Raw genomic sequence first — 23,976 nt, forward strand, 5'->3', positions numbered from 1 at the left:
TTGTCATCGTCCGCTGCTCGCATTGCTCAATGACTTTGCGTCAATTGCGTATGTGATGCTGCGGGCGTTAACTCACTTTCTGGCTTCGCCGATTGGAATAGGACGTTTATTAACGTTGCTGAAGTCTTTCATTTTTATTTTATTTATTGACCTGTTTCTGGAATACGCCTCACATGACAAAAAATATCCATAAGCATCGCATCCTTATTCTCGATTTCGGTTCGCAATACACTCAGCTAGTGGCGCGTCGCGTTCGTGAGATTGGCGTTTACTGTGAACTATGGGCGTGGGACGTAACTGAAGCCCAGATTCGTGAGTTTAATCCGAGTGGCATCATCCTGTCCGGCGGCCCGGAAAGCACCACTGAAAACGGCAGTCCGCGTGCTCCAGACTTCGTGTTCAACGCAGGCGTACCGGTATTGGGCGTGTGCTACGGTATGCAAACCATGGCGATGCAACTGGGGGGCCACGTTGAAGGTTCTACCGAGCGCGAGTTCGGCTATGCGCAGGTAGAGATCAAAACTGATTCTGCGCTGGTTCGTGATATTAAAGATGCTCTGAACGCGGCCGGTGAGCCAATTCTGGATGTGTGGATGAGCCACGGCGATAAAGTGACGGCAATTCCGTCTGACTTTGTCACCGTTGCTAGCACCGATACCTGCCCGTTTGCCATTATGGCCAACGAAGAAAAACGCTTCTATGGCGTACAGTTCCACCCGGAAGTCACCCACACCAAACAAGGCCAACGCCTGTTAGAGCGCTTCGTATTGGATATTTGCCAGTGTGAAGCGCTGTGGACGCCTGCGACCATCATCGAAGATGCAGTAGCACGTCTGCGCGAACAAATTGGCGAAGATCACGTGATTCTGGGCCTCTCTGGCGGTGTAGATTCTTCCGTTACCGCTATGTTGCTGCACCGTGCCATCGGTAAGCGTCTGACCTGTGTATTCGTGGATAACGGCTTATTGCGTTTGAACGAAGCCGATCAGGTGCTGGAAATGTTCGGTGATAAATTCGGTCTGAATATTGTCCACGTTGCGGCGGAAGATCGTTTCCTGAGCGCACTGGCCGGTATTGATGAGCCTGAAGCCAAACGTAAAACCATTGGCCGCGTATTTGTGGAAGTCTTCGATGAAGAAGCTTGTAAGCAAGAGCAGGTCAAATGGTTGGCACAAGGCACCATTTATCCGGATGTGATTGAGTCTGCGGCCTCTGCCACCGGTAAAGCGCACGTTATCAAGTCACACCATAACGTGGGCGGTTTGCCGAAAGAAATGAAGCTGGGTCTGGTTGAGCCGCTGAAAGAACTGTTCAAAGATGAAGTGCGTAAAATTGGTCTGGAATTGGGTCTGCCGTATGACATGCTGTATCGTCATCCGTTCCCTGGTCCAGGTTTAGGCGTGCGCGTACTGGGCGAAGTGAAGAAAGAGTATTGTGACCTGCTGCGTCGCGCTGATGCGATCTTTATTGAAGAGCTGCATAAAGCCGATCTTTACAATAAAGTCAGCCAGGCGTTCACCGTATTCCTGCCGGTTCGTTCCGTAGGTGTCATGGGCGATGGTCGTAAATATGATTGGGTGGTTTCTCTGCGTGCAGTCGAAACTATCGATTTCATGACCGCGCATTGGGCACATCTGCCCTATGATTTCCTTGGCCGTGTATCTAACCGCATTATCAATGAAGTCAACGGTATTTCTCGCGTGGTGTATGACATCAGCGGCAAACCACCGGCAACCATTGAGTGGGAATAACAGCCCGAAATAAATAATTTTCGATAAAAATCCAACCCCCGTATATTTCGGGGGTTTTTCATTTATTTCATTTAATTAATTTTGTTAAATGAAATAAGATGTTTATTGTTATTTTGTTTTTATATTCTACTTCTCATAATTAATATTTGCTCGTGATACGGACTTAATATATTGAATCTGTTTATTGAATTGATATAGGTCTGGCTATATACTCTGAGCGGTTAGCTACGCTTGGATGCTATTTTGTATTTCTTGTATTTCTTGTATTTCTTGTATTTCTTGTATTTCTTGTATTTCTTGTGTCTTTAACCTTGGTTTTTTATATCCCCATATTGTCTAGGCTGTTTTTTTGAATGAGGGTAAGCTATGTTATTATGAGAATAATAACTAAAGCATGTAATAAAAAAGAATGTTTCAGTATTTTTACTTACGTCGAGTTTCCAGTATTTCCTGATGTTGAAATAATTAAATTTATTCGATTCGAGTATCGGTTGTCATCAATACCAATGGGCGCTCTGATATTAACTATGGTGGAAGGTCTATAGTTATTCGTAAGGATATAAATGAGTTAAGCCTGCACGATTTACAGGAGCGTATAAGCGCTAAGAATAGTTGCCTGAACCCACTGATAATACCGATAATACAATCGATTTTAACCATGCTGTTGGAGGGGCTAAACACTATCTTCATTACTATGGTAATAAAGAAAATAAAGATGGAAATGGTTTTATTGCTGAAGGTTTACCTAAAAGAATAAAAAGGATTGGGTTCATATAATATATTGTACCGATGCAGGCAGGTGATGACGGAATGTGTTGATGAATGTAAATGGTGACATATGTAATCTCATATACTCATAATTATCGTCGTTTACCCTCAGCGCCGTGGATGATCGATCCGGCACCTGCACCTGAAATAATGGAAGCTGCTCCCCACATCATTTATTACATGATGGGATTTGCACCACGAGAGATATTCGTAACTTCTTATTAATAAGTATGAGGGATATGCTGGTAGTCAATAAATAATGTCATTGTCTTAAACACACAATATTGTTTTAAAATTAATAATGCTGTCGTTTTACTTTATGTTACCCGTTGGGGTTGAACACTATCGCCTTGACGAATATTTACCTATCAACTAAATGTTTAAGTTATAGAACACCATAATTTACATCGCTAACAGGCGAGATAATTATTTTTTCACAACAGAACTTTTCACCTCAGCGAGCTGAGAAATACGCTGCGGTTTTGCCAAACAGTCACCCGCATCGCTGAATCAAATCGATGATTACTGTAGGGCGTACTTAGTGTTTTGTGGAGAGAAAACATGTCGTTACATCCCCCATCTATACCTCGCGTTAACGGCGTATCCCGTCGGCGTTTATTGGGATATGTCGGCGTTGGGTTAGTCGCCAGCTTGATGAGTCCACTGTCCCTGAATGTTTTTGCTGCTTCAACCTCAACGATGCCGCTCAATCTGGAGCGATTTATGCTGGTTTCGCGTGCTTTGACCGGTAAGCGTCAACTTAATCCCCATATCGGCCAGCGAATCTATCAGGTACTTATTCTGCGCCTGCCGCAGCTCGATCAACAACTGGCTTTACTCCAACCGCTTCCGGCTGGTGAGCCACAAAATTGGTCGCAGGCACAGCAGGGCATTGCCCGGCAGGTCTTGCAGGCGTGGTATGTGGGCGTCATAGGGGAAGGCTCGAATGCGGCGGTGATTAGCTACGAGAATGCGCTGATGTTTGAGGCCGTGTCTGATGTTTTAGTCATTCGCTCCTATTGTCCTAACCAACCCGGTTATTGGGCTGCCAAGCCTGACGTGGCCATATAATTCAGGAGAATACTTTTATGGCTGATACTTTGCAGGCTGACGTGATTGTTATCGGGTCCGGCGTAGCGGGAGGGCTTGTCGCGCATCAGCTGGCGCTAGCGGGGAAATCGGTATTGATACTAGAAGCGGGGCCGCGTTTACCGCGTTGGGAGATAGTGGAGAACTTCCGCAATCAGCCGGATAAATCAGACAACATGGCCGCTTATCCTTCTACTCCTTACGCACCTCATCCCGAATTTAATCCTGATAATCACTACTTGATTCAAAAAGGGGAACACCCTTACGACGTACAATATATCCGTGCTGTTGGCGGGACAACCTGGCACTGGGCCGCTTCGGCCTGGCGTTTTTTACCGAATGATTTCAAATTAAAAACGCTGTATGGCGTGGGATTAGATTGGCCCATCGACTATACCGCGCTGGAAAAATGGTATTTCCGTGCTGAGCAGGAACTGGGCGTTTGGGGGCCGAACAATGAAGATTTGGGATCGCCCCGCGCGCAGCCTTATCCGATGGAACCATTGCCGCTTTCATGGAACGAGCAGCGAATTAAAACCGTATTAAATGCGAATGGATTTTATGTTGTAACCGAGCCGGTGGCGCGAAATAGTCGTCCGTATGATGGCAGGCCGACCTGCTGCGGTAACAATAACTGTATGCCGATTTGCCCCATTGGCGCGATGTATAACGGGATTACTCACGTTGAAAAAGCCGAACGAGCGGGGGCAATTGTTCGTCCGCAGGCGGTTGTTTATAAGCTGGAAGTGAACGATCGGCAGGAAATTGCTGCAGCCTTGTTTAAAGACGCTCAGGGCGGGGAACATCGGGCTGAAGGGAAATTCTTTGTATTGGCTGCGAATGGCATAGAAATTCCGAAAATAATGCTGATGTCCGTCAGTGAAAAAAATCCTCGCGGAGTGGGCAATAGTTCAGACCGTGTGGGACGAAATCTGATGGACCATCCGGGTATTGGCGTGACTTTCCTGGCTAATGAAGCGCTGTGGCCGGGGCGTGGTCCGCAGGAAATGACGTCAATGGTGGGGTTCCGCGATGGCGCTTTCCGTGCTGAGTATGCGGCCAAAAAGATTCATTTATCGAATTTATCTCGTACGGACGAAGTGACAATCAATTTGCTCAAGCAGGGGGATTTACAGCTAGGGCCGCAGTTGGAGGCAAAAATCCGCGACCGGGCGGCTCGCTACGTGCGTTTTGACAGTTTTCACGAAATTTTGCCTCATATGGAAAACCGCATTATTCCCAGCCTAACGGAAAAAGACGCCATCGGCATACCTAAACCCGAGTTTTATTACGCCATGGATGACTATGTGCGCAAAAGTGCATTGCATACCCAGCAGGTCTATGCTGATGCGGCGCGGCTAATGGGCGGAACCGAAGTGGTATTCCATAATGATTTCGCCAACAACAATCACATTACTGGCACCACTATTATGGGGAACGACCCAAAAGACTCGGTGGTGGATAGTGATTGCCGTACTCACGATCATAAAAACCTGTTTATCGCCAGTAGCAGCGTGATGCCTACCGTGGGATCGGTTAACTGTACGCTGACTATCGCTGCGCTCTCTTTACGCATTGCCGAAACGTTAAAGGCCGAGGTGTGATATGAAAAAGCAAACTCTGGTCTGGCTGGCGTTATGCGGTGCCTTTAGCGCGACGGTGCAAGGAGCGGAAGGTACGGATCTGATTAAACGAGGGGAATATCTGACTCAGGCGGCAGACTGCGTAGCCTGCCATACCACCAAAGGGGGAAAGCCTTTTGCCGGAGGATTAGCCTTTAAAACGCCGATGGGAACCTTATATTCACCGAATATTACGCCGGATAAAGCGACGGGTATTGGGGAGTGGAATGACGAAGAGTTTATTCGGGCGCTGCATGAGGGAAAAGGGAAAGATGGTGAGAATCTCTATCCCGCTTTCCCTTACACTTCATACACTTTACTAACGGATGAAGACGTTAGGGCGATAAAAGCCTATCTGTTTAGCCTGCCTGCGGTACATCAGCCAAATCGTGAAAACGATATGCCATTCCCGTTCAATCAGCGTTGGGGACTGTGGTTTTGGAATTGGGTGAATTTTGAAGGGCAGCGTTTCCAGCCTGATAATAATCAAAGCGCCGAGTGGAATCGCGGTGCCTACTTTGTCGAGGCGCTGGGGCACTGCGGGGAATGCCATACGCCGCGCAATTTCACCATGGGAATGAAAGACAGCAAAGCCTACGGTGGCGCTGAAATTAATGGCTGGACGGCATTTAATATTACTTCCGATCCTAATGCGGGGATTGGCAGTTGGAGCCAGGAGCAGTTGGTTCAATACCTGCGCAGCGGCCATGTTGACGGGAAAGCGCAGGCAGCCGGACCAATGGCCGAAGTGATTGAAAACAGTACCCGTCACCTGACAGAGAGCGACCTTAACGCGATGGCGGTTTATTTACGAACTTTGAAACCGCTGAATCTCGATGATGAAACCAAGAGCCGCTCAGACTGGGGGCAACCGGCAACCGGCGTCGATTCGCTACGCGGCAAGGCGTTTAGCGCCGATGATTACACCGATGGCGCGCGGCTGTATTTGGGGAACTGTGCTAGTTGCCACAGTTTTACCGGCGCGGGAGTTAAGGACGGTTATTATCCTTCTCTGATGAGAAACTCAGTGGTTGGAGCCACGACGCCGAATAATATGGTCAAAGTGATTTTGCACGGGGTGACTCGCCAGACTAACGACGGTGAAGTGTTCATGCCGGGTTTTGCCAACACCCTAAGTGATGAACAAGTTGCGACTCTCAGTAACTATTTGCTGCAACAGTTTGGTCAGCCGACGTTGAACATCAAAGCCGACGATGTGAAAGCATTACGCGAAAACTAGCCTGAGCATAGGGTAATCTGACGCGAAAGGAGCGAAGCGTCCGATTACCCATTGCCGAAATGATTTTTAGCTCGGTTTTACCCAATGCATCAAAATATATTCGCCATCTTCTCCTTTGCCGGTGGCGATTTTCTGCCAGCCATTTTGCTGATAAAACGCCAGCGCTCGCTGGTTGCGGACTAGACACTTTAACACCCCGGTAGCGGTCAATTCCCTCTGTACCGCCTGTAGCAGTAATTTTCCCACGCCAAGACCCTGGCTGCTCGGATCGACAAACAGGTTATGCAGAAAGTTTTCCTCCCGAAAAACCGAAGCAAAGCCCAGCCGGTTACCGTCCTCTACCGCCACCAAAATCTTTTCTCCCAATACCGCTTTATCGAAGTCTTCCAGTCGGAAATTTTCCTGATTAATCCAGCTAAAGGCAGCCTGACGGGAAGCCAGATACAGCGTTCGTAAAAAGGGACGATCGGCTTCCTGATATTCACGAATGTTCATTTTATCCCCCTGAGTAGCGACTTATCACCCTTGAGCCAGAGTTGATCTTATCTTATCAACCGCTGATAATGGTCGTTCTGACTCGGGGTGCCGCGCTAACTCACTGTGTGGCTGAGATTTTACCCGTATTACCTGATCTGGATTATGCCAGCGTAGGGAAGTCTCGGCATCCTCTGGGTACCGCCTTCTTGACCGCCGGTTGGGAGGAATATGTACCTTCGACCTACCGTTTTACTCGCTTCTGCTATCACAGCTTATCTGTTGTCTCCATCGATCGTCTTTTCCGTGGAGATATGCCAATGAAACGTCTCAATGCATTAACCATAGCCGGAACTGACCCTAGCGGCGGCGCGGGTATTCAGGCTGATTTAAAAACCTTTTCTGCTTTGGGTGCTTACGGAACCAGCGTGGTAACGGCTTTAGTGGCGCAGAATACGCGAGGCGTGCAGTCGGTTTATGCGATAGACCCCGCATTTGTGGCCGCTCAATTGGATTCAGTCCTGAGCGATGTACGTATTGATAGCGCCAAATTGGGTATGTTGGCCAATGAAAATATCGTTCAGATAGTGGCAGAAAAGTTACGGCAATACCCACTGGATTTCGTGGTATTGGATACCGTGATGCTGGCCAAAAGTGGCGACCCGCTGTTAGAGCCTGCGGCGGTGGCGGCGCTGCGTCAGCAATTGTTGCCGCTGGTTTCCCTGATTACGCCAAACCTGCCGGAAGCGGCGGCGTTGTTGGATTGTCAGCCTGCGACTAATGAATGGGAAATGTGCGCTCAAGGGCGGGAATTACTGGCTATGGGCTGTCAGGGCGTATTGATGAAAGGCGGACATTTGACCGGTGGGGATAGCCCCGATTGGCTGTTTACGGCTAATGGCGAGTTCCGTTTCTGTTTACCCCGCATTGCCACTCGCCACACGCACGGCACTGGCTGCACGCTGTCGGCGGCGTTGGCGGCGCTACGACCAACACAGGAAAACTGGGCGGCAACGGTCTCCGCTGCTAAATCTTATCTGCAAGGCGCGTTGGAGCAGGCGGATACGCTGGAGGTTGGGCAAGGAATCGGGCCGGTTCACCACTTTTATCGTTGGTGGTAGCCCAGCCAGACTAGCGCTCAGTTTATTCGGCGCTCAGGAATGGGCGGGTGAGAGCGAACAGCGCCAGCGCCCGCTGTAAGTGAACGGCGTCAAAAGGATTCAGAATAAAGTGTTCTGCGCCTTTACGTGGGCGAATGCAGGGTAATAGGCTGATATTACCCTGCTGATCTTTTTTCTGATCAAATACATAGCTGCCGATGTCATGTTCGTTTTCTCGCCATGAAATCATCACCGCCGCGTGAGGATGTTTATCACTTTTTGGCCGTATAGCGAAAAAATAATCTCCGGCCCAGAACCCGCCGAACTCGCCGTCAATCTGTCGGTTTTTACTGCGAAACACCGCGGAATCAGCAACCTGGTCGATGGCTTTCGGCGTAATTTCCTGATGAAGCCGCTGCCACAGCGGACGACCATTTTCCAACTGCCAGCAGGCTTCACCGAGATAATCGTTCAGATCGCGCCAGTCTTGCTCTAACTGCTGGATCAAGGCTTTATCCAGAATATTGCGGTATTGCTGCATGCCGTTAAGCTCGCCTTCCAGCGCCTCGTAGGTAATCAATTCCATCGTCCGCGGGCGGCGGCGGAAGGTCATCCAGAGCACCATTTTAGGAATACGGAATTCGATAGACTGCACGCTCAGCCGATGCCTATTGCCTTTATTCAGCACAAAACCGTTCGCGGTGCCGCGTTTATTCTGATAGTTACGTACCACCATCACGCTGTTTAGTCCCATCCAGCCGGTGACGTAGTGTTCGTCCTCTGAGTTGGCGACATCCAGATCGACCACCATTTGTAGAATCTTGTCGGTGGTGACTGTCTTTAGCGCAGGAGCATCCGTCGCAGAATAATACAATTTGGGTATGTTTTGAGAAAATTCGAGGCTAGGCATAGAGGCAGATCTTCTTGGTCAATAATCTGGTTCATAGCTTAACTCAAGTTGTCATACCGATTGTTGAATAACTGAATTTAGCGTGGAAATTCGTGCTGGGGATCAACTTTTTCCTGCGTCGCTGGTCTTATGAACTGAATAACAGGGCGGTGAAACCACTGTTGAATATCAAATGACATAAAAAGGATTGCGATAATGAAAGGACAGAAAACCCTCCATTGTCTTTTACTGGGGACGTTATTGAGCGTGAGTTCATGGAGTTTTGCCCAGCAAACGTTGACCACGGCAGAGTTAGTTCAGCAGCCGCAGTATAAAAGCAGCTGGCAAAAAATGATTAAAGGACAGAAGAATTTGCCTGCCTGGGCGCGTAAAGGTGCCGGAACCTCTGCGCCACCAGAATGGGCCGAGTGGGAAGGTAAAAAATATCAGGTTGGTAATATTTGTAAGCCTCACGATTGCGCCAGCCATTTCTTGCTGGTGGCTTTCAGCGAGGATAAAAAGCGGGCTTGGGGCGTGCGGATTAGCGTAGAAGATAAGCCAGAAGCCCTGGAAACGCCGAGTCAATTTGCCACATACCAATGGTTAGGCCAGCCGGATGAAAGAATGAAAAACTTATTGATGGCGCAGCTCGAGAAAGATCCCAACTGGAAATAAACGCCCTTTCTGACGCGGAAAAATAAAACGGCGCATTTAGCGCCGTTTTGTTTAGCTTCGCTCTATTGAACTGACTATTTCTGCAGTGAATGGATAAATAAGCGATACCATTCGCTATTGACGGTTGGCAGCGTGATTTCAACCCGTTCTAACCGCTTCAGCGTCTGGCTGCTATCGTAATCGATGGTTGTTTCCTGCAAAGATTGATAGAAGTTATCCAATTCCTCATCGCTGGACGTCATCATGTCCTGAATCAGTGGGGTGATAGGTAAAATCTCCCCTTGTTGATAGCGACGATGCGCCTCACGGAGCCACTGACGATGGGAAACCACGGTCATCGGCTGTGGCAAATGAGCATTTAACTGCTCAATAAATTCACGTCGAGACATTCCTTCCATGGCGGAAAGGTGGAAGATATTCTCCGTCGGATAATGGCTAGAACCGAGATGCGCCAAAGCTTTCGCGGTGTAATCCACCGGAGTCAACTGGATATCGCCGTAGACATCATCGAAGGCCATGCCCATCTGAACGCTGCTCTTAAACAGACGGTAAAATGCCTGTAGCTCGTCATAGCGCGCCAGTTCTGAATCGGCGGTAATCAGGCCCAGGCGGAAAATATTACAGGCAATGCCACGGGCGACGGCCAGATTGACGATTTCCTCGCCAACCCACTTACTCGCCACATAGCCTTGATCTGCAATGTGTTGCTCATCTTGAATTGATGACTGCTCATTCACCACGCGATGGCCTTGCTGCCCAATCGGGCTGAATACGTTCAGAGTCGACGCGAAATTCAGAATTTTGCGACTTCCCTGCGTGGTCAGACGCAGCAGTTCAACCAGACTTGCAACGTTGGCTTTATACGCCATTTCAAATGACTCAAGGTGATTCATGCTTACCGCCGAATGGAAAATAACTCCCACGTCCTGCGCTAAGCGTTGATAAAGCAGGTCGTCGATACCCAAACGCGGCGCTTTTATATCTCCTTGAATAGTGATGATGCGTTGCTCGTCGCCTTTGCGCCACAGCGACCATTCGGTAAGAATATTTCTCAACCGTTGCAGGCTATCCTGCTGGTTATGACCTCGTACCAGACAGTAAATTTTGCTGTCGGTACTATCCAGTAATTCTCGCAGCAGGAAACGCCCCACAAAGCCCGTGGCACCGGTGAGGAAAATAGCATTTCCCTGATTGATAGACTGCGACTGTGGCTGAATATCTTCCGGTAACAACGCCTGTTGACGCAGGTTAATCACGTCGCTGACGCGAGCTTGCTGAGTGATTCGGCTCGCCAATTGTTTTACCGTTGGCGCAATAAAGATGTCGCTGACGCTGACCTTATCATCGATAGCGGCATTGATCAGATTCACCGCGCTAACCGCCAGTAAAGAGTGCCCGCCCAGCTCAAAGAAGTGATCGTGGCGACCGACTTTTTCGCTGTCCAGCAGGCTTTGCCAGATTTCGGCAATCGTGGTTTCCAGCCCGGCCAGCGGCGCTTCATAAGGTTGATGCAGGAAGGCATTTTCCTGCGGAGCCGGTAAAGCCTTGCGATCCAGTTTACCGTTTGGCGTGATCGGCATACTATTCAGCAGCACATAGGCGGCGGGAATCATGTAATCCGGCAGACGGCTTTGCAGGTAGTGGCGCAAAGCCATAGGCTCCGGCGCAGGCGAGTTGGCATCAGCCACCAGATAGGCGACCAGCCGCTTGCTGCCTTTGTTGTCATCCAGCGCCAGCACTGCGGCGTCACTGATATTGGGGTGATCGTTAAGCTGAGTTTCGATTTCGCCCAATTCAATGCGGAATCCGCGAATTTTCACCTGATGATCGTTACGGCCGTGGAACTGTAGCCGTCCGTCTGCAAGATAGCTGGCCAGATCGCCGGTGCGATACATGCGAGCGCCTTCAACCGAACGGAAAGGATCGGGCAGGAAGCGCTCGGCGGTCATTTCTGGTAGGTTCAGATAACCGCGAGTGACGCCAGGCCCGCCGATATACACCTCGCCAATAACGCCTCTCGGCACCAGATTGCCGTGGTTATCCAACAGATAAATACGAATATTCGCCGTTGGACGGCCAATGGAATCAATCTGGCTGATACCCAATTTAGGTGAGTGAGTAGTCGCGGTAATGGTGGTTTCCGTTGGCCCATAGCAGTTCACCAGCTCAGGTTTCTCAGGGTAACGTTTGAGCCAGCGCTCCAGCATTTCCGGCGCGGCGGCTTCCCCGCTGATACATATCAGCCGTAGAGCGTTCGGCAACGGCCCGCGGCTTTCTTCGCACAGTTTGCGCCAGAACTGATACGGAATATCCAGATAGCTAATGCCATATTGCTCACACAGCTGCCAGAAATCGCTGCTACCAGCCAGCCATTGATCGTCCCGCAGCACCAAAGTGGCTCCAGAGGTTAACGCGGAGAATATCTCGGACACTGATACGTCAAAGGTGGTGTTGCAGAATTGCAGTACCTTATCCTGTGGGCCCAGATTCCATTGGCGGCACCAGGTCACCATTTGTTGCACCAGATTGCCGTGCTCGACCAATACGCCTTTCGGATTACCGGTTGAGCCAGAGGTATAGATCACGTAGGCCAGATTCTGTGGAGCCAGGCTCGGCTGCGGATTTACCCCTGTCTCCTGTAATGGAGCGCTTACTGCTGGCAGTAATTCGTGAGGAACGCCGCAGTCTTTAAACAGCGGCAGTGTCGCCGGTTCAGCCAGAATAGCTACCGGTTTGGCATCTTCCAGCATGAATTTCAGTCGTTCAGGAGCAATATCATGTGGCAGAGAAAGATAAGCGCCGCCGGCCTTCAGGATCGCCAAAATGCCGACGATCATTTCCGGGCTGCGATCGGCGCAGATCGCTACCCGATCTTCCGCTTTGACGCCTTGTTCGATCAATAGATAAGCCAGGTGATTGGCTCGATTATTTAATTCGCCGTAACTCAATGAATAGGCGTTATTCACTAAAGCTATAGCGTCCGGGCTGCGCTCTGCATGTTGCTCAAATAAATGATGGATACACAGGTCGGCAGGATAGGACTGCGCCGTCTGATTCCACTGTTCCAGCAGTAATTGCTTTTCTCGATCGGCAATCAAATCAATCTGACCGATGACCTGAGCGTCGTTTTTCACCATTGCTTCCAGCACCGCGATTAAATATTGCTGGTGGCGCTGAACAGTGGCTTCATCAAACAGGGCGCTGGCGTAATTCAGCGAGCCGGTGATGATTTTATTGCGTTCCCCTAAACTCAGCTCTAAATCGAATTTTACCCGACTGACCGGTGGTTCCTGCAACTTCACGTCCAATCCCACCATGTTAACCGCGATATCGTCGATATTTTCCAGAGCAAACATCACCTGGAACAGCGGAGTTTTATCCATGCTGCGCGGTGGTTGGAGGATTTCTACCACTTGCTCGAACGGCAGAGCCTGATGTTCCTGCGCGTCGAGAGTGGTTTTCCGCACCTGTGCCAGCAGATCGGCAACGTTTGAGGTCGTGGATAGATTGATACGTAACGCCAGCGTATTGACGAAGAAGCCAATGACGCCCTCGCATTCAGCCTGGTTACGGTTGGCCACTGGTGTCCCTATTACCAAATCATCCTGACCGGACAGACGCGACAGCACGATCGACCAAGCGCTGAGCAGCGTCATAAACAAAGAAGTACCGTGTCGGTTACTCAGGCGGCGTAGCTCATCAGAAAGCTCGCTGCTGAGTACGATAGGCAGACTGGCGCCGATAAAGGATTGCTGAGGCGGCCGCGGCCGGTCGGTTGGCAGCGTCAGACGTTCTGGCGCACCGGTTAGCAGTTGCTGCCAGAATTTCCCCTGTTCATGCCAGACCGGGCTATTGCGCCATTGCTGCTGCCAAACCGCATAATCTGGATATTGAATTGGCAACGGAGGCAGTGGGTTAGCGCGTTGTTGTAACAGCGCCGAGTAAGTCACTCCCAGCTCGCGCACCAGAATTTCCATTGACCAACCATCGGTAATAATATGGTGCAGCGTTAACAGCAGGATGCTCTGGTTGTCTCGCAGGCGCAGCCAACTGGCTTGTACCAGCGAGTCCTTCGCTAAATCGAATATTCTCCGCTCTTCCTGGCTGTATATTTCCTCTACTTTTTCTGCGCTATTTGCCTGTTCGCGCCAATCATATTCAACGAAAGGAATACCTGACTGACTATCCCGAAGTCTCACCACAGGTTCATTCTGTCCGGATGAAGTAAAGTTACTTCGCAATGATTCATGACGTGCATATAAGACATTTAGCGTTTGCTGCAATACCGGGATATTCACATCGCCGCTTAATGCTAACGCCATCAGCACGTTATAGTTGGAATCACTGTCGCTAAGCTGGGACAAGAACCATAGGCGCTGCTGGGAGAAGGACAGTGGCAGCGGTTTATCCCGCGTAGCCGGAACAATAATGGCAGTCAGCGTTGTATCACCTGTTTGGCCTTCACGGTCGATGACTTCTGCCAGTTGGCTTAGCTGCGGGTTATCGAACAGCGCTGCCAGCGGAATGCTGATATTGAGCAATTGCTGTAGCTGGCTAATGACCCGAACGGCCAGTAGCGAATGCCCGCCTAACTCGAAGAAATGGTCGTTTCGTCCTACTTTTTCTACGTCCAGCAACCCTTGCCAAATTTCTGCTAACGTGGTTTCAATGCCAGCCCGTGGTGCTTCAAAATCGCGATGAATAAAAGCGTCTTCCTGCGGAGCAGGCAAGGCTTTGCGATCCAGTTTTCCATTTGGCGTAATCGGCATTTCGTTCAACAGAACGTAAGCCGCAGGAACCATATATTCGGGTAATAGCGCGGCCAAATGATTGCGCAATATTGCAATATCTGGACGAGGCTGTTCGGTATCGGCTACCAGATAGGCCACCAGCCGTTTGCTGCCTTTACCGTCGTCCTGCGCCAGCACTGCGGCTTCTTTCACCTGCGGATGGGAATTGAGCTGGGTTTCAATTTCGCCCAGTTCGATACGGAAACCACGGATTTTCACCTGATGATCATTACGCCCGTGGAATTGTACGCGTCCATCTGGCAGGTAGCTGGCCAGATCGCCGGTACGATACATACGTGCGCCTTTCACCGTACTGAATGGATCGGGTAGGAAACGTTCGGCGGTCATTTCCGGTAGATTCAAATAACCGCGCGTAACGCCCGGCCCACCGATATACAGCTCGCCAATGGCTCCCTGCGGCAGCGGATCACCGTGCGGATCGAGCACATAGAGCCGGTTATTGGCAATAGGGCGACCAATGCTATCCAGCTGCGTCTCCCCTAAAGTCGGTACGTGAGCCGTCGCAACGACCGTAGTTTCGGTCGGGCCGTAGTTGTTAACTAACTGTGGTTTAACCGGATAACGGCTCAGCCAGCGTTGCAGTATTTCCGGCGCGGCGGCCTCACCGCCGAAGAAAAGGGTTCGCAGCGATGGAGGCAACGGATAGTCACTTTCTTCAGATAAACGGCGCAGGAATTGGTAAGGGAGAACCATACGACTAATGTTGTAGTGTTCGCATAGCTGCCAGAAAGTTTTGGTGCCGGACAGCCATTGATCGTCGCGTAAGACCAGATTGGCACCAGAAGTCAGTGCGGAGAAAATCTCGCATACCGAGGCGTCAAAGGTAGGGTTACAGAATTGCAGGACGTTATCACCCAGCCCAATACCCCAACGTTCACACCAAGGGCTAACCAATTGCACCAGATTACCGTGTTCGACCATCACGCCTTTCGGGTTACCGGTGGAGCCGGAGGTGTAGATAACATAGGCCAGATTTTCGGGACTGACGGCTACCGTCGGATTTGGGATTTCACCATGGTTTTGAGTGATATCAGACATCAGGCACAGTGGAATATTGCAGCCGCTGAAACGATGTTGTCCCTCGCTTTGCGCCACAATCGCCGCAGGTTTGGCGTCTTCTAGCATAAAATTCTGACGTTCTGGTGCCGTATCCGGCGGAATGGACAGGTAAGCCGCACCGGCCTTGAGTGTTGCCAGCATAGCGATAATCATTTCTGGGGTACGATGGCTGCAAATTGCGACCTTATCCTCCACTTTAACGCCCTGAGCAAGCAGGTGATTGGCCAAATGGTTAGCCAGATTATTTAGCTCGGCGTAGGTCAGGGACGTTTGTTGATAGGTGAGCGCAATCGCTTCGGGATGGCGCTGTGCCTGTAGTTCAAATAACTGATGGGCGCAAACATCTAGCGGATAAGGTTCCGCTGTCTGATTCCACTGATTGATCAGTAGGTTGTATTCGCGATCGGAAAGTAGCGGAATACGATCGACCTGTAGGTTATCGTCACGAACCATCGCCCGCAGAACGGTGATCAGATAGTGCTGATGGCGTTCAATAGTCGCCTGATCAAATAGCGCGGTAGCGTAGTTCAGGGAACCCACGATCGAACGATTGCGAGTGCCTAAATTCAGTTCGAGATCGAATTTTACGCGTGTAACCTGCGGATCGATCAATTCTACATTCATACCGGTTAGCGCCGGGGCTACGGCGTCGAAGTTTTCCCAAGCAAACATCACCTGGAACAGCGGCGTTTTATCCATGCTGCGCTGCGGTTGAAGTAATTCAACGACCTGATCAAAAGGTAATTCCTGATGTTCCTGCGCGCTGAGGCTGAAGTCGCGTACCTGTGCGAGAAGCTCTGCCACAGTAGGAGCTTCGGCAAGATTAATTCGCATCGCCAATGTATTTACGAAGAAACCGACCAGCGCTTCGCATTCTGCCGCCTGACGGTTTGCCACTGGCGTTCCGATCACCAAATCTTGCTGCCCGGAAAGGCGTGATAGTACGACAGACCATGCACTCATTAATGTCATGAATAGCGTAGTGTGATGTTTTTGGCTCAGACGACGTAAATCGTCCGACAGCTGTTGATCCAAAACGATGGGAACCGCCGCACCGAGGAAAGACTGCTGAGCCGGTCGCTCGCGATCGGACGGTAAAGTCATGCGTTCTGGTATGCCCTGCAATTTTTGCAGCCAAAATTGGCCGTGGGCATGCCACTCCGGGCTATCCAGCCACTGTTGTTGCCACTGCGCATAATCAGGATATTGCAGTGGTAATGCCGGTAATGGGTTGGTTTCGCCTTGAGACCAGGCTGAGTAAAGCACCCCCAGTTCGCGTGCCAAAATCTCCATTGACCAGCCATCGGTGACGATATGGTGGATAATCAACAGCAAATAATGCTCACTGGCGGCGGTATGAGCCAGACTGGCGCGGATCAACGGGCCGTGGGCGATATCAAATTTATGGGCGATTTCATGCTGATACAGTTGCCAGAAATCCTCATCGGCATGAGATGACGCAGCGAAATCATACTCTTGCAGTGGCGCTTGTGTGCCAACCGGCAGCAGTTGAACGTAGCCGACCCCGTTTTCCGCGTGGAAAACCGACCGCAATGCATCATGACGATCCAGCAAGTGGTTAAGGCAACGCTGTAGAAGTTGGGCGTTAAGTTTACCATTCATTTTCAACAATAACGGAACGTTATAGTTCTCATCGTTGTTCCCTAGTTGCTCAATAAACCACAGTCGGTTTTGCGGGAATGACAGTGGAATCCGCGCATTAGCATCAATTCGTGCAATTTGTGTGGCCGTTTGTTGCTTGGCCTGAGCAACTAATAACGCCAATTGAGCAAGCGTTGGCTGGGCAAAAAACGCCCCCATGGTGATTTTGCTCTGCCAGCGGGATTGCATCTTACTTAAGAGCTTCATTGCCAGCAGCGAATCCCCGCCAATAGCAAAGAAACTGTCATTGCGCCCAATTCTCTCCTGACAGAGCACTTCTCCCCATATTTCATGTAATTCCTGCTCGGTGTCTCCTTGAGGAGCCTCATAGGATTCGTGCACATAGGCATTAAAATCGGGGGCAGGCAGCTGCTTGCGATCGATTTTTCCGTTAGGCGTCAACGGTAAATGATCAACGGAAACATAGGCGATAGGCAGCATGAATTCCGGCAATAACGGGCTCAGGAAATCCCGCAGATGGCGTGGCAGCTCTTCCGTTTCAGTATTTTCCGCCAGTACCAGATAGCTAACGAGTTGCTTTTCCCCTGATGCATTTTTATAGGCAATAACCACGGCTTCATTAACCTGGGGGTGGCTCAATAATTTCTCTTCGATCTCGCCAGGCTCAATACGATAGCCGTTGATTTTCACCTGCTGATCGTCACGACCTAAATATTCCAGAGTGCCGTCGGCAAAATAACGCGCCAAATCGCCGGTACGATACATACGCTGATTTTTCGCACTGAAAGGATCGGCGCTATAGCGTTCTTCGGTTAGCGCAGGTTGATTTAGATAGCCACGGGTCACGCCATCGCCGCTGATATACATTTGTCCCACGGCACCGAAAGGCACGGGTTTTAACTGATTATTCAGCAAATAAATGGCTGAATTGGCAATAGGTCGGCCAATGGTTGGCAGTGAATGGGAAGCGTCAATCAGTGCCACGGTAGCGTCAACCGTGCATTCGGTTGGGCCGTACACATTGAACGCGGTAAAGTGATTTAACGCTGACAGACGCCTCCAGGTCTGAGGAGACAAGGCTTCCCCGCCGATTAACAGAATCAGTTTTTCCACCTGATTAGGCAAATCGGAGAGTAATAACATTTCCAATTGGGTTGGCGTGCAGTCGAACACGTCAATGGCATTGTCTTTAAGAAATTGCACTAACCGGGCTCCATCAACGCGAACATCTTGCGGAACGATATGGAGCTGGTGGCCACTCAGCAGGCTGAGCAGGCTTTGTAATGAAGCATCAAAGGAGATGCTGGAGTTGAGGCAAACCCTTGATTGTTTAGGGTAATAGTGGAAAATTTCCTCGTTTAACGCGTAATACAGGTTCATAACCTGCGCGTGTTCGACCATCACGCCCTTTGGTCGGCCGGTGGAACCAGAGGTAAATATCACATAGGCCAGTTGATTAACCGAAAGCTGAGGTAACTGCAGTGGCGTATCCGGTGTATCTATGGCAAGTAAGGCATCCACGTCATAGGTACGGACATCACTGCTACCGGCTAATATTTCCTGACCCAATGAGTCAACCAACAGCACTGCGGGTTCGGCGTCATGAAGCACATCTTTTAAACGTTCGCTAGGGTAGGCGGGGTCGAGAGGAACGTAACAGCCGCCTGATTTCAGAATCCCGAATAGCGCCGCTATTTGTAAGCAACTACGCTCCATGCACAGGGCAACACGCATATCTGCCTGAATGCCTAAACCAATTAAATGGTGGGCAATGCGGTTAGCCAGCCTATCAAACTCCAGATAAGTTAACTGCCGTTCGCCGTGACAAATTGCGATGGCATCGGGCGTTTTTTGCACCTGTTGTTCAAATACCTGGTGAATACAGCTGTGGTTGTTAAAGTCGCATTCCCTGTGATTCAGTGTCTCCAGTAGCAGTAATTCTTCGGCTTTAGGAATAAAATTAATATTGCCAATAGAGCAGGGAAGGTTCCCAATTTCGACGCTATTTTTTAATCCTTGTAATAGATGACTATTAATTTGAGTGATTCGGTTTTCAGCTAAATAGGCGGCATTATAAATCCAGCGGAATTGACCGTTTAAGGCATTGATTTGTAATGTTAGTAGCGGGAAACTGTCGGGATTTATCCTAGAGTGAATAAGAATGTCGCCATCGGTAATGGCCACTGCTAATGCATATAAAGGTTTGTTCTGTAATAGTTTGGTATTTCTCTTCAAGGTTTCATGGCGCAGTACGATATCTGTCGCATAGCTTTGAGCCTGATTGACTCGCTTTATTTCTTTATTAAGATTTTCTGTAAAATCAACCAAGGATAATTGATCACAGATATCAGCTACATCCATCGGAACCCAAGGTGAAGAGAGTTGAGAACAGATATCTTCGCCCTGACGGAAGGCGTGATAGCCAAGCTGGAAACTATGTTCGCCAGAAAGGCTATGCAGGTAAGCGGCAAACAGACCGATAATTTTCAACCAGGAGTTATCGCCGGAGTTTGGTAACTCGGAATATTGCCATTCCCCAACGGCTAATCTGCTGCCTCCTTCGGTCTTATCAAGAGAATAAGGGAAATCTACCGGGTTGAATCTTTGAAGTTTTTCCAGCCAGAAAGGCTCATGCGTAGCCAAAGTGGCCAGTTCGGTAGATAGCGCTTCGGATTGCTGTTGGCTCAGAATCGGTAGCCGATCGCCAGCGGTCAGATGACCTTGTTCGGCTAAGGCCGTAGCGGGAACCGGGGTGCCGTCCAGCTTGCTGAAAGCGCTAATTCTGATATCCGTAGTGGTGGTCGTTACCTGCCAGCCATCATTTATGCTATCCAGACGCACCAGCGTGCCTGGGGCGAATAATGTTTTTTCTGGTAAGGTTTCAACCTGATTAACGATGAGTAATTCATTGTTAATTAATATTTTTAACTTAGTTATCGCGGGCGGTACACCTGCCTTTTCTGATAACGCCAGTGCCAGATTGGCGATTTGCTGTGCATCCTGTACCTGCCAGTTAATAACGGCGGCGGACAGTGGGTTTCGCATGTTTTCAAACAGCGTTCTGCGAGGGGAATTGGCCCGCGCTTCCATGATTTGACGATCGACTTGCCCAATGGAATTTTGTGGATTGGCCGCCAGCTGCTCGAGGATAACGCTGAATCGACGGTGGTGGTCGAATATATCTTCCAGGCTGTGCAGCCTGTCACTTCCGTAAAAGCTGATGGATAGCCCTTTACCGTAACCTTTATCGTCGAATACGACAGAAAAGCCGTGGGTTTGGGAGCCTTTTGCTTTTATCCATTTGGTCTCGCAGTGTTGGAAGGGCGTACCGCGATCAAATAGCATCAGATTAATCGCTGGGCCGAAACTGAATTCCTGCTTGTTTTTTCGTAATATATTTTCTCCACGATAGCGCTGATGTTTTAATATCTTTGTTAGCTGCTTATTCATGTTTCTGGCAATATCCAGAATATTATCTGTGGGAGTTACTGTAACTTCCAGCGGTAAAGTATTCGATGTCATTCCTATCAGGTTTTTGGATTCTTTACCAATGCCTGTTACCGGGAAACTGAAACTGAGTTCTTTAACTCCGGTCAAGGTATAGAAGTGAGCAGCGACGGCCGCAATATAAATATGCGTTGGCCTTAGATTATTTTTCTCTGCAATGATCTCTATCGATTTATTAACAGACTCGTCGATATATTGTTCTTCTTTTAATATACTCCGATCGTTAGGACTGTGACTAAGGAATGAAAGACGGTTAGCATTGCTAGCCTTCTGCAAGAAAGTATCCCAATAGGCTTTATCCAGAGTGAAGCGTTTTGACTGTAGATATTCAATATCTTTTCTAGCCAGCAAGTCTGGTTCGTCAGGAATAATAGTCTCCGGTTCTTTTCCAGAGATTAATTCATCATATCGGTCGCTAATGCGTTTTGAGATGAGACCCAGACTCCGACCATCCATAAGGATATGGTGGCAGCGCTGATAGTAAATAAATTTATTTTGCGGTAAACAAATCAATGAAAAGTTGAGTAGGTTTTCATCTTCTGGCGAAATCAAAGTAGTGATATCAGCCTGTATCCAGGCGTCCAAATCGAAGCTTTCATCCAAATTATCAGTTTTATCAATTATATGTAAATTTGTGTCAAGAGTGTTATCTACATATTGATATAACTCGCCGTCGATGGCCTTGAAGCGGCTTTTCATCGCAGGGGTTTCTGCAACAATGCCACGGAGTGCTGTTTCGAAAACAGAGATGTTTAAATTTCCAGTAATTTCCGCATATTCGGAAATATTAAAGGGTAGGTCTGGCGATAATTGCTGTATCAGCCAAACTTCTTTTTGTCCTAATGTTGCTGGGGAGTAAACACAGTTTCCGTTATTCTGCTTAATGCTGTCCATCTTACTTTTCCCTACTGGATAAATGCCAATTTGTCATATTCATCTGAAAATGAATGCGGAAAATAAATAGCACAAATTTATTTTATTGTCACAGTGAGATAATCAAACTCTAATTATTATGTCTTAAGAAACTAACCTTATGTTTTAAATGATTTTATTTTCAGAATAGGCGTGGTGGACACCCATTATTTGATTTAAGTCGAGTTCATCATTTAAGTAAATGGGCGGAAGTCTGTTGATGCTAATGAATCGCTATTCTTATGACTTGAGACAATCTTTAACTTGTTAGATATCACGTATTAATCTTTATCTTATTTACGCTTAATTAGTATCCTGATAAATTAGTAAATGAATAATATATGGTTAATATACTAGGTAAAAATATCTACGGTGATAAATTAATTATTTAACGTGTAATTTAACTTAAAGAGGACCAATCCATGTTGGTTGGATATGCCCGTGTCTCTGCGGATGATGAAAAATTGAATTTACAACGCGATTTTTTAAATCAGGTAGGGTGCGAAAGGTTATTTGAAGACCATTTCAACGGAGCAAAAGTGGAACGGCCCGGTTTACAACAAGCACTAAACTTTGTTCGTGCTGGCGATACACTCGTAGTGTGGCGATTAGATCGTCTGAGTCGTTCACTTAAAGATCTGATTGGAATGATGGCATTATTGGAAACAAAAGGCATCGCGCTAAAAAGTATTGAAGATGGTATTGATACCTCGACCAGCTCGGGGGAGCTTATTTTTCGACTTTTTGGCGCTCTGGCTAAATTTGAACGTAATGTGATCAAGGAAAGGAATCAGGCAGGATTAAGGGCTGCGCGCGCCCGGGGCCGTAATGGCGGCAGACCAAAAGCGCTGAGTCAGGATAAACAGGATTTGGCGGTAAAACTTTATGATGAGAAAAATTATACCGTGGCGCAAATTTGCCAGATGATGGGGATCTCTAAGCCTACGCTGTATAAATATCTTGGTGCCGCCAGAGGTGGCCGCACGGAATAGGATCCATGTCTCTTGGTCGATCCTTGCAGCGTTCAGCGGATTGTATGTTAGGAATTGATTAATTTTAATCACGCCTTGATCACCGTAGAAACCAAGCGTCAGATCTGGATACAGGGAGGGAAGTCTTGGGGCGCAGATGTTCGCCCCAATCCAATAAGGAAAGAATCAGCCTAATAATGCGCAGTTTGGCGGTAGACGACATAAGAGTGCCGCAGGCATCACTTCAATTCGGAACTGGCTACCAGACAGGGGTTCGCCATCCAGATTGAATCTGATGTCATGGGGTGCGCTGATTTCCAGCCAGGGTAGCGTGGCGTCGATGACATTTTTGTTTTCTTCGCCGCTGAACAGGCTGGTCAGCAGTGCGGGCAGAAGTTCGGTAGCCGTAAGCAGTCGCAGCTGTAGTAAGCCGTCATTAATCAATGCGTTCGGACAAAGTTCTTGCCCGCCTCCGGCCTGCTTACCGTTCCCAATTCCGATCACCAGCGCTTCACCAGACCAATGAAAATCCGGGCCGCGGATCTCGCATTGATCGGCTTTTAATGTGTCCATACGCATTAAACCGTGGACAAAGTATGAGGCACCGCCCAACGCCGATTTCAGCATCGCAGGCGTTTCGGTAGTAATGCGTGCGCCAAATCCCCCGGTTGCCATATTGATAAAATAACGGTCGTCATTAACTTTAGCGATATCAATAGGAACGGCGCGGCCTTTTATCGCCAGCTGCAAGGCATTATCGATTTGCAGAGGAATACTACAGGCGGTGGCGAAGTCGTTAGCCGTACCGAGAGGCAAAATGCCCAGGCTGGGAAGCGTATGGCCAGGTGGTAAAGCCGCTAACGCTGCCGCGACTTCATTGATGGTGCCATCTCCACCGCCGGCAATCACGGTATCGACCCCCAGTGCGATAGCCTCGTTAACATAACGGGCGGCATCTCCCTGTTCCCAGGTGGTACGCACATGTAGGGTTAATCCCTCATCTCGCACGTTTTTTACTGCATTACGCACTTCTGGATTTCCGCCTTCTTTACCGTTGAGAATAAGAAGGCTGGGTGGCGTTTGAGTCATAACATGCTCCGGAGGTGGTAGGTTATATCACTAACAGTAAACCATAACGCTTTGCTCTGACTATCAGAATATTTGAGTAAAATCGCAGAAAATAAAAAGTAAGATCGGGTCGGTTGATTCCTATAAATAGGGGATAGCGTAGAGTTATTCTGGATTAGAATTAAACTGGATTCGGAGTATTATTACGTTAATTCGGGTTAATAAATTAAGTGAAATTGATTGGGTTATTAGCGATTATTTTAACGCGTTAGGTTAATTATTTAGTGGTGAAAAATAACTTAAAATTCAATTGGTTAAGAAATTAAAAAGAAAAGGCCGGCCCAAGGGAGATTGGGCCAGCCAAGGAGGTGGTTCCTAGTCTTGCTGTCTAACTATTTTAGTTCTTTATTGTACTCG

At 48.7% G+C, this 23,976-nt stretch carries 11 protein-coding genes and 1 riboswitch; of the genes, 7 read left to right on the top strand and 4 right to left on the bottom strand.

Going from position 1 to position 23,976, the window contains the following annotated elements; all coding sequences use genetic code 11:
• Window positions 1–173 precede the first annotated feature (173 nt).
• The 4 genes from guaA to ACQ4OC_RS05230 all read left to right on the top strand — a co-directional run bounded on the left by guaA (window position 174) and on the right by ACQ4OC_RS05230 (window position 6,470).
• Window positions 174–1,751, top strand: a complete 1,578-nt coding sequence (guaA, locus tag ACQ4OC_RS05215; protein ID WP_064516884.1) for a glutamine-hydrolyzing GMP synthase — start codon at window positions 174–176, stop codon at window positions 1,749–1,751.
• Window positions 1,752–3,080: 1,329 nt separating this feature from the next.
• A complete protein-coding gene (locus ACQ4OC_RS05220) occupies window positions 3,081–3,590 on the top strand; it encodes a sugar dehydrogenase complex small subunit (RefSeq protein ID WP_064516887.1) in 510 nt (169 codons plus the stop codon).
• Window positions 3,591–3,607: 17 nt separating this feature from the next.
• Window positions 3,608–5,212 carry a GMC family oxidoreductase gene (locus ACQ4OC_RS05225; protein WP_064516889.1) on the top strand — a complete coding sequence of 535 codons (1,605 nt, stop codon included), beginning with the start codon at window positions 3,608–3,610 and terminating at the stop codon, window positions 5,210–5,212.
• Between the two features lies 1 nt (window position 5,213).
• Entirely contained in the window at window positions 5,214–6,470 is a 1,257-nt protein-coding gene (locus ACQ4OC_RS05230) for a cytochrome c (RefSeq protein ID WP_430971000.1), read from the top strand.
• A gap of 66 nt (window positions 6,471–6,536) precedes the next feature.
• On the opposite strand, the gene ACQ4OC_RS05235 is transcribed toward ACQ4OC_RS05230, so the two are convergent.
• Window positions 6,537–6,965, bottom strand: a complete 429-nt coding sequence (locus ACQ4OC_RS05235) for a GNAT family N-acetyltransferase (protein ID WP_064516893.1) — start codon at window positions 6,963–6,965, stop codon at window positions 6,537–6,539.
• Between the two features lie 73 nt (window positions 6,966–7,038).
• Window positions 7,039–7,141, top strand: a riboswitch (TPP riboswitch).
• 123 nt (window positions 7,142–7,264) lie between these two features.
• Between ACQ4OC_RS05235 and thiD the strand changes: the two genes are divergently transcribed.
• Window positions 7,265–8,065, top strand: coding sequence for a bifunctional hydroxymethylpyrimidine kinase/phosphomethylpyrimidine kinase (gene thiD / locus ACQ4OC_RS05240; RefSeq protein WP_120805918.1), 801 nt, complete (start codon window positions 7,265–7,267; stop codon window positions 8,063–8,065).
• A gap of 22 nt (window positions 8,066–8,087) precedes the next feature.
• Here the strand turns inward: thiD and ACQ4OC_RS05245 are convergent, their stop codons facing one another.
• Window positions 8,088–8,954 (bottom strand): hypothetical protein, encoded by an 867-nt coding sequence (locus ACQ4OC_RS05245; RefSeq protein WP_430971001.1) that lies wholly within the window; start codon window positions 8,952–8,954, stop codon window positions 8,088–8,090.
• A 195-nt stretch (window positions 8,955–9,149) separates the two neighbouring features.
• On the opposite strand from ACQ4OC_RS05245, the gene ACQ4OC_RS05250 reads away from it, so the two are divergent.
• Entirely contained in the window at window positions 9,150–9,608 is a 459-nt protein-coding gene (locus tag ACQ4OC_RS05250; RefSeq protein WP_064516897.1) for an inhibitor of vertebrate lysozyme family protein, read from the top strand.
• A 74-nt stretch (window positions 9,609–9,682) separates the two neighbouring features.
• On the opposite strand, the gene ACQ4OC_RS05255 is transcribed toward ACQ4OC_RS05250, so the two are convergent.
• Entirely contained in the window at window positions 9,683–21,502 is an 11,820-nt protein-coding gene (locus ACQ4OC_RS05255) for an amino acid adenylation domain-containing protein (RefSeq protein WP_430971002.1), read from the bottom strand.
• A 440-nt stretch (window positions 21,503–21,942) separates the two neighbouring features.
• Between ACQ4OC_RS05255 and ACQ4OC_RS05260 the strand changes: the two genes are divergently transcribed.
• A complete protein-coding gene (locus ACQ4OC_RS05260) occupies window positions 21,943–22,512 on the top strand; it encodes a recombinase family protein (protein ID WP_064516901.1) in 570 nt (189 codons plus the stop codon).
• Between the two features lie 165 nt (window positions 22,513–22,677).
• Here the strand turns inward: ACQ4OC_RS05260 and yegS are convergent, their stop codons facing one another.
• Window positions 22,678–23,580, bottom strand: coding sequence for a lipid kinase YegS (gene yegS, locus ACQ4OC_RS05265; protein ID WP_064516903.1), 903 nt, complete (start codon window positions 23,578–23,580; stop codon window positions 22,678–22,680).
• Window positions 23,581–23,976 lie beyond the last annotated feature (396 nt).

This window comes from Yersinia sp. J1 (assembly GCF_050586585.1).
Classification (GTDB): domain Bacteria; phylum Pseudomonadota; class Gammaproteobacteria; order Enterobacterales; family Enterobacteriaceae; genus Yersinia; species Yersinia entomophaga.

Excerpts from the sequence above, each read along its gene's own strand:
- ACQ4OC_RS05230 (WP_430971000.1), top strand. The coding sequence starts at position 5,214 with ATGAAAAAGCAAACTCTGGTCTGGCTGGCGTTATGCGGTGCCTTTAGC.
- ACQ4OC_RS05225 (WP_064516889.1), top strand. The coding sequence starts at position 3,608 with ATGGCTGATACTTTGCAGGCTGACGTGATTGTTATCGGGTCCGGCGTA.
- yegS (WP_064516903.1), bottom strand. The coding sequence starts at position 23,580 with ATGACTCAAACGCCACCCAGCCTTCTTATTCTCAACGGTAAAGAAGGC.
- thiD (WP_120805918.1), top strand. The coding sequence starts at position 7,265 with ATGAAACGTCTCAATGCATTAACCATAGCCGGAACTGACCCTAGCGGC.
- ACQ4OC_RS05250 (WP_064516897.1), top strand. The coding sequence starts at position 9,150 with ATGAAAGGACAGAAAACCCTCCATTGTCTTTTACTGGGGACGTTATTG.
- ACQ4OC_RS05235 (WP_064516893.1), bottom strand. The coding sequence starts at position 6,965 with ATGAACATTCGTGAATATCAGGAAGCCGATCGTCCCTTTTTACGAACG.
- ACQ4OC_RS05220 (WP_064516887.1), top strand. The coding sequence starts at position 3,081 with ATGTCGTTACATCCCCCATCTATACCTCGCGTTAACGGCGTATCCCGT.
- ACQ4OC_RS05245 (WP_430971001.1), bottom strand. The coding sequence starts at position 8,954 with ATGCCTAGCCTCGAATTTTCTCAAAACATACCCAAATTGTATTATTCT.
- ACQ4OC_RS05255 (WP_430971002.1), bottom strand. The coding sequence starts at position 21,502 with ATGGACAGCATTAAGCAGAATAACGGAAACTGTGTTTACTCCCCAGCA.
- guaA (WP_064516884.1), top strand. The coding sequence starts at position 174 with ATGACAAAAAATATCCATAAGCATCGCATCCTTATTCTCGATTTCGGT.
- ACQ4OC_RS05260 (WP_064516901.1), top strand. The coding sequence starts at position 21,943 with ATGTTGGTTGGATATGCCCGTGTCTCTGCGGATGATGAAAAATTGAAT.